General features: G+C 65.8%; 5 protein-coding genes. All 5 read right to left on the reverse strand.

All coding sequences use genetic code 11. The annotated features are described in order from the left end of the window. Positions 1 to 919, reverse strand: a 919-nt coding sequence (locus IC50_RS23740) for a SulP family inorganic anion transporter (protein WP_035710391.1), incomplete at its 3' end; no start/stop codon positions are given. A 90-nt stretch (positions 920 to 1,009) separates the two neighbouring features. Beyond that, positions 1,010 to 1,282, reverse strand: coding sequence for a helix-turn-helix domain-containing protein (locus IC50_RS23745; RefSeq protein ID WP_035710392.1), 273 nt, complete (start codon positions 1,280 to 1,282; stop codon positions 1,010 to 1,012). Positions 1,283 to 1,653: 371 nt separating this feature from the next. Beyond that, a complete protein-coding gene (locus tag IC50_RS23750; protein WP_035710393.1) occupies positions 1,654 to 3,702 on the reverse strand; it encodes an elongation factor G in 2,049 nt (682 codons plus the stop codon). Between the two features lie 154 nt (positions 3,703 to 3,856). After that, positions 3,857 to 4,336 (reverse strand): DUF992 domain-containing protein, encoded by a 480-nt coding sequence (locus tag IC50_RS23755; protein WP_035710394.1) that lies wholly within the window; start codon positions 4,334 to 4,336, stop codon positions 3,857 to 3,859. A 175-nt stretch (positions 4,337 to 4,511) separates the two neighbouring features. Further along, the coding region (locus IC50_RS23760; RefSeq protein ID WP_035710396.1) for a pyridoxal phosphate-dependent aminotransferase at positions 4,512 to 5,308 on the reverse strand (797 nt) is incomplete at its 5' end.

The following is a 5,308-nucleotide window of genomic DNA, read 5'->3' on the forward strand; positions in this document are numbered from 1 at the left end:
CCACCAGCTCGCAATTGGAGCGGTGACGGCGGCCGGTCATGCCGTCGGCGACCACCGCCGACAGCAACGATTCGATGGCAGCCAGCAGCGCGAAGGCGATCGCATCCGGCAGCACAGCCTTTGCCTTCTCCAGCGAGAACGCGGGCAGCGCGGGCGAGGGCAGTTCGCGCGGAATACCGCCGAAGCGCGAGCCGATGGTCTCGACCGGGAGCGAGAGCACCGCGCTCGCGACCGCCGCAAACACGACCGCAATCAGGATGCCGGGCCAGGACGGCCGCCAGCGGCGTAAGCCGGCGATGATGGCGATGCTGACGATGGCGACCGCGACGGCGGACGGATTCACGGTGTCGAGGCCGCCGGCGAGCGCGGCGAGTTTCGGCACGAACTCGCTGGGCTCCTTCCCTGCGAGCGTGATGCCCGAGAGATCGCGGAGCTGACTGGCGAAGATGATCACGGCGATGCCGGCGGTGAAGCCGACCGTCACCGGATAGGGAATGAACTTGATGTAGGTACCGACCCGCAACAGCCCTGCGGCGATCAGGAACAGACCCGCCATCATGGTCGCGAGGATGACACCATCGACGCCGTGCCGCTCCGCGGTCGCTGCGACCAGGACGATGAACGCGCCCGCAGGTCCGCCGATCTGGAACCGGCTGCCGCCGAGCAGGGAGGCGATGAAGCCGCCGACGACGGCCGTATAGAGACCGCGGTCCGGCGTCACGCCCGAGGCGATCGCGATCGCCATCGACAGCGGCAACGCGACGATCGCAACCGTCAGGCCGGCGAAGACGTCGGCACGGAAATCCGCGCCGTCGTAGCCTTCACGCCAGACGGTGACGAGTTTCGGCAAATACAGTTCGGCAAAAGTCGGACGACGAAGCTGATGCAGCCTGGCCGCCTGATCCGTCGTGATGCTCATCCACAATGCTCCGAAGCATCGTGCGTCCCGTGTTGCCGAGGTGCGACGATGCGCTTACCCATCCTGATCCCGAGCCCGATCAACGCCCGATCATGCTCCGACGCGGCGCGGCGGCCCCGGCTCCTTTAAGCGAACGCCACGCCCGCCGCTGTCGCTGCGGGCCTGTTCGCCGATCAGCTCGATGCCGGCCCGGTCGAACGCCTCGACCACCTTGATCAGGGTCTCGACCACGCCGCGAACATTGCCGGTGCTGGCCTCCATCCGCTGGATGGTCGGCAGCGACACGCCGGCGAGCTCGGCCAGGGTTTTTTGGTCAATGCCGAGCAGCGCCCGGGCTGCGCGCATCTGGAACGACGTGATCACCTCAGCCTCACTCACTAGACCTTATGAATGATATCTATAACATATACAATGATGTAAAATACATCAAAAAGAGCCGAACACAAGAGCCAACTTCTCCCCGTTCCGCGAGGAGAGGTTCTGCGAATCCTCACGTCTGCCTGAGGCAAATCCGCATCCACATCGTCATTGCAAGCGGAGCGAAGCCATCCAGAGTCCTTCCCCGGAGGGATTCCAGTTGCTTCGCTGCGCTCGCGATGACGGTGGTAGGAGAATAAGAGTCCAGCTTTTGCCGCGCCCGCGGAAGCAGCCCCTCATCCCACCCTCTCCCGGTCTGAACAGCAGAGCGGAGAGAGGGTGGGAGAGAGTGCGCATTCGTCAACGCGCGAGACCAATCACGCCGCGTGTTGATGCGCGGCGATGATCTGGTCGGCGGCGCGGCCCGTGACCTCGGCCATGTGGTCGAACTGGCGTGTGAAGCTGCCGGCGCCGGCGGTGGCGGAGCGCAGCTCCACGATCAGCTCTCCGATCTCGGCTTCGGGCATCATGGCGCGGACGCAGTCCCAGCCGCTCCAGCCCTCGCGGGTGTCGAAGCCGAGAATCTGGCCGCGCCGCGCCGACAGGATCGCGTTGATCCTGGCGGTGGCGTCGGTGGGGCAGACGATCTCGACCACGTGGATCGGCTCCAGCAAGACCGGCTGGCATTGCGGAAGGCCTTCGTTCAGCCCCATCCGCGCCGCCGTGCGGAAGGCGAGGTCGGAGGAGTCGACGCTGTGATAGGAGCCGTCGGTCAGCGTCACCTCGACGTCGGTGACGGGAAAGCCGAGCGGGCCGCGCGCCAATCCGTCGACGACGCCTTCTTCCACCGCGGGGATGTAGTTGCGCGGCACCGCACCGCCGACCACCTTCTCGGCGAACTTGAAGCCGTCGCCGCGCGGCAGCGGCCTGATGTCGAGCACGACGTCGCCGAACTGGCCGTGGCCGCCGGACTGCTTCTTGTGCCGCCCGCGCTGGATGATCGGCTTGCGGATGGTTTCCTGGTAGCCGATCCCGGGCGGATGCGAGGTGACCTTGACGCCGAAGCGATCGCGCAGCCGCTCGCCCGCGACGCGCAGGTGCATCTCGCCCTGCCCCCACAGCACGGTGTCGTGGGTCTTGGCGTTCTGCACGACGACGAGTGACGGATCCTCCTCGTGCAGCCGCGCCATCGCCTGGCCGAGCTTGACGTCATCCTTGCGATCGATGGCAGCGATCGAGATCGCGAGCACCGGCGGTGTCGGCTCGATGGCGATCAATGCAGCGGGCGGCGTCTTGCCGTTCGACACAGTGTCCCCGGTCTTGATCGGATCGAGCTTGGCGAGCGCCACCGTGTCGCCGGCCTCAGCCGAGGCACGCTTGGTGTCGTAGGCGCCGTTGACGGCGAGGATGCCGGAGATGCGCCCCAGGCCTCCGGAGGCGGATTGCAGCGTCGCTCCGTCGTCGAGATGGCCGGCAAGCAGCCGCGTCAGCGACAGTTTTCCGCCATGCTGCGAATGCAGTGTCTTGAAGACGTAGCCGAGTGCGTCCTTGGTCTCGGGAACGCCGAGACGTTTTACCGTCTCCGCGATGCCGGGCGCCTCGTGACGCAATGCCTTCATCAGGCGCAGCACGCCGTTCTCGCGCGCGGCCGAACCCAGCAGCACCGGGCAAATCAGTCCCTCGCGCAATTCGCGGGCGAGATCGTCGAACACGGCATCGCGCGGCGGCTGGATGTCCTCGAGCAGCTGCTCCATCAGCGCATCGTCGTGATCGGCGAGCTTCTCCAGCATCGAGAAGCGGGCTTCCTTCTCGCGATCGAGATCGCCGCCTTCGAGCGCGACCACCTCGGAGGCCTTGTGCTCGCGATAGACGAAGGCGCGCTCCAGCGCGAGATCGACGAAGCCCTCGATCAGCTCGTCCTTCCAGATCGGGATCTGGCGCAGCACCAGCGGCACGCGCGAGGCGGGCTGCAGCATTGCGAGCGTCTCGCGGATACGCTGGCTGGCCCGATCGATCTTGTTCAGGAACAGGAAACGCGGGATCTTCAGCTCCTCCAGCTCGCGCAGGATGATCTGAAGCTGCGGCAGCTTCTTCTCGTCGGCCTCACAGACCACGATTGCGGCGTCGACCGCGGGCAGCGCGGTGCGCATGTCGTGGGCAAACTCGACGGAACCGGGACAATCGAGGAAGGTGTAGCTGTCACCCATGAAACTCGTGGTCGCGGCAGTCAGCCCGACGGTCATCTTGTGATGACGGGCCTCTGCTGTGGCGTCGCCGACGGAGGTTCCGGCATCGACGCTGCCGGCACGCGGGATTGCGCCCGTTCGCGCCAGGATTGCTTCCAAAAGTGTGGTTTTACCGCTTTGGAAAGGGCCCACCAGCGCGATGCACCGTGGACCTCGGGGACTTCTGACGTCTTGTCCCATTCGCCGCCTCCTTGGTGTGGAGCTCGGCCCATGATTGGGTCGGCAAGCGTCGATGCTCTGCCCGTCCCCGAGATTTGGCAAGCAGCAAATATCGCTGCGGTGCGTCGTCAGCAAAATCGCGCCGCTTCGCGCGGCGCGATCACACGCGAAAGTGTTATCGCCCCGGACGCAGCTCCAGGCTCTCGAGGCCGGCGGCGACGTTGAGGCCGACCTGGCCCTGCACGCTGAGCGGCTGGAGCGCGATCGAATTGTGGGAGCCTCCGACCAGGACGTTGCCGCCGAGACCGACGCCGACCGAGGCGCTGCCCTGCGCGCCCGCGTAATTGCCGGAGAGGTCGCCGGGGCCGAGCCGGTCGACTGGCGCGAACACGCCCCAGGCGAGCGCGGTTTCCTGGGTGATGCCGATGTCGAGGCCGACCTTGCGGATGGTCGCGACGTAGCGGTCATCGGGCAAGCCGTCAGCGCGCAGCACGCAGCCGAGATGGGTCACCGATCCCACGATGAAGCCGACACTGGCGCCGCCGCGGCATTCGAGCACGCCGATCCGAGTCATCCGCTGCTGCGCGTCGGCAGCAACGACCGAGGCAATAAGGCTGACGCCGGTGAGCCCGGCGAAGAGGAACGAACGGCGCATGAAATATCTCCGGCGATGATGTGATGCGAGCAGAGGGAGCGCCCCACCCGTGTTGCGTGACGGTCTATGCCACAACAGCCGTGGTGGTGCCAGATCGCGCACGAGGATAAGCGTGCAAACAATGAAAAAGGCCCGCCAGAGACGGGCCTTTTCGATGTCTTGTCGCGACAGAGCCTCAGCGCAGATTGCCGCAGAAGCGCTGGATGCGCTTGCAGGCGTCTTCGAGGTCCGAGGTCTTGGTCGCATAGGAGATGCGGAAAGCAGGTCCCAGGCCGAAGGCCGATCCCTGCACCACGGCGACACCTTCGGTCTCCAGCAGCTCGGTGACGAACTGCTCGTCGTTCGAGATCACGTTGCCGGACGGCGCTTTCTTGCCGATGGTGCCGGCGCAGGACGGATAGACGTAGAACGCGCCCTCGGGGCGGGGGCACTCGATGCCACTTGCCTGGTTGAGCATGGAGACGACGAGGTCGCGGCGCTCCTTGAAGACCTTGTTGTTGGCGGGAATGAACTCCTGCGGACCGTTCAGCGCCTCGACCGAGGCCCACTGCGCGATCGAGCACGGGTTCGAGGTCGATTGCGACTGGATCGTCGCCATCGCCTTGACGAGATGCGCCGGACCGCCGGCATAGCCGATACGCCAGCCGGTCATGCAATAGGCCTTGGAGACGCCGTTCACCGTGAGTGTGCGGTCGTAGAGACCAGGCTCGACCTGCGCGACGGTGGTGAACTGGAAGTCGTCATAGACGAGATGCTCGTACATGTCGTCGGTCATCACCCAGACATGTGGATGCTTCACCAGCACCTCGGTGAGCGCCTTCAGTTCCGAACGCGTGTAGGCGGCCCCCGTCGGGTTCGACGGCGAGCACAGGATGACCCATTTGGTCTTCGGCGTGATCGCGCGCTCGAGCGCTTCTGCCTGGAGCTTGAAGCCGGTCGCTGCGGTGCAGACCACCGGCACCGGCTCCCCCC

The sequence above is a fragment of the Bradyrhizobium genomosp. I (2014) genome (genome assembly GCF_000261685.1).
In the GTDB taxonomy this organism is placed as follows: Bacteria; Pseudomonadota; Alphaproteobacteria; order Rhizobiales; family Xanthobacteraceae; genus Bradyrhizobium.

Bases quoted from the DNA above. Each gene is read 5' to 3' on its own strand.
- IC50_RS23750 (WP_035710393.1), bottom strand. From the start codon at position 3,702: ATGGGACAAGACGTCAGAAGTCCCCGAGGTCCACGGTGCATCGCGCTG.
- IC50_RS23755 (WP_035710394.1), bottom strand. From the start codon at position 4,336: ATGCGCCGTTCGTTCCTCTTCGCCGGGCTCACCGGCGTCAGCCTTATT.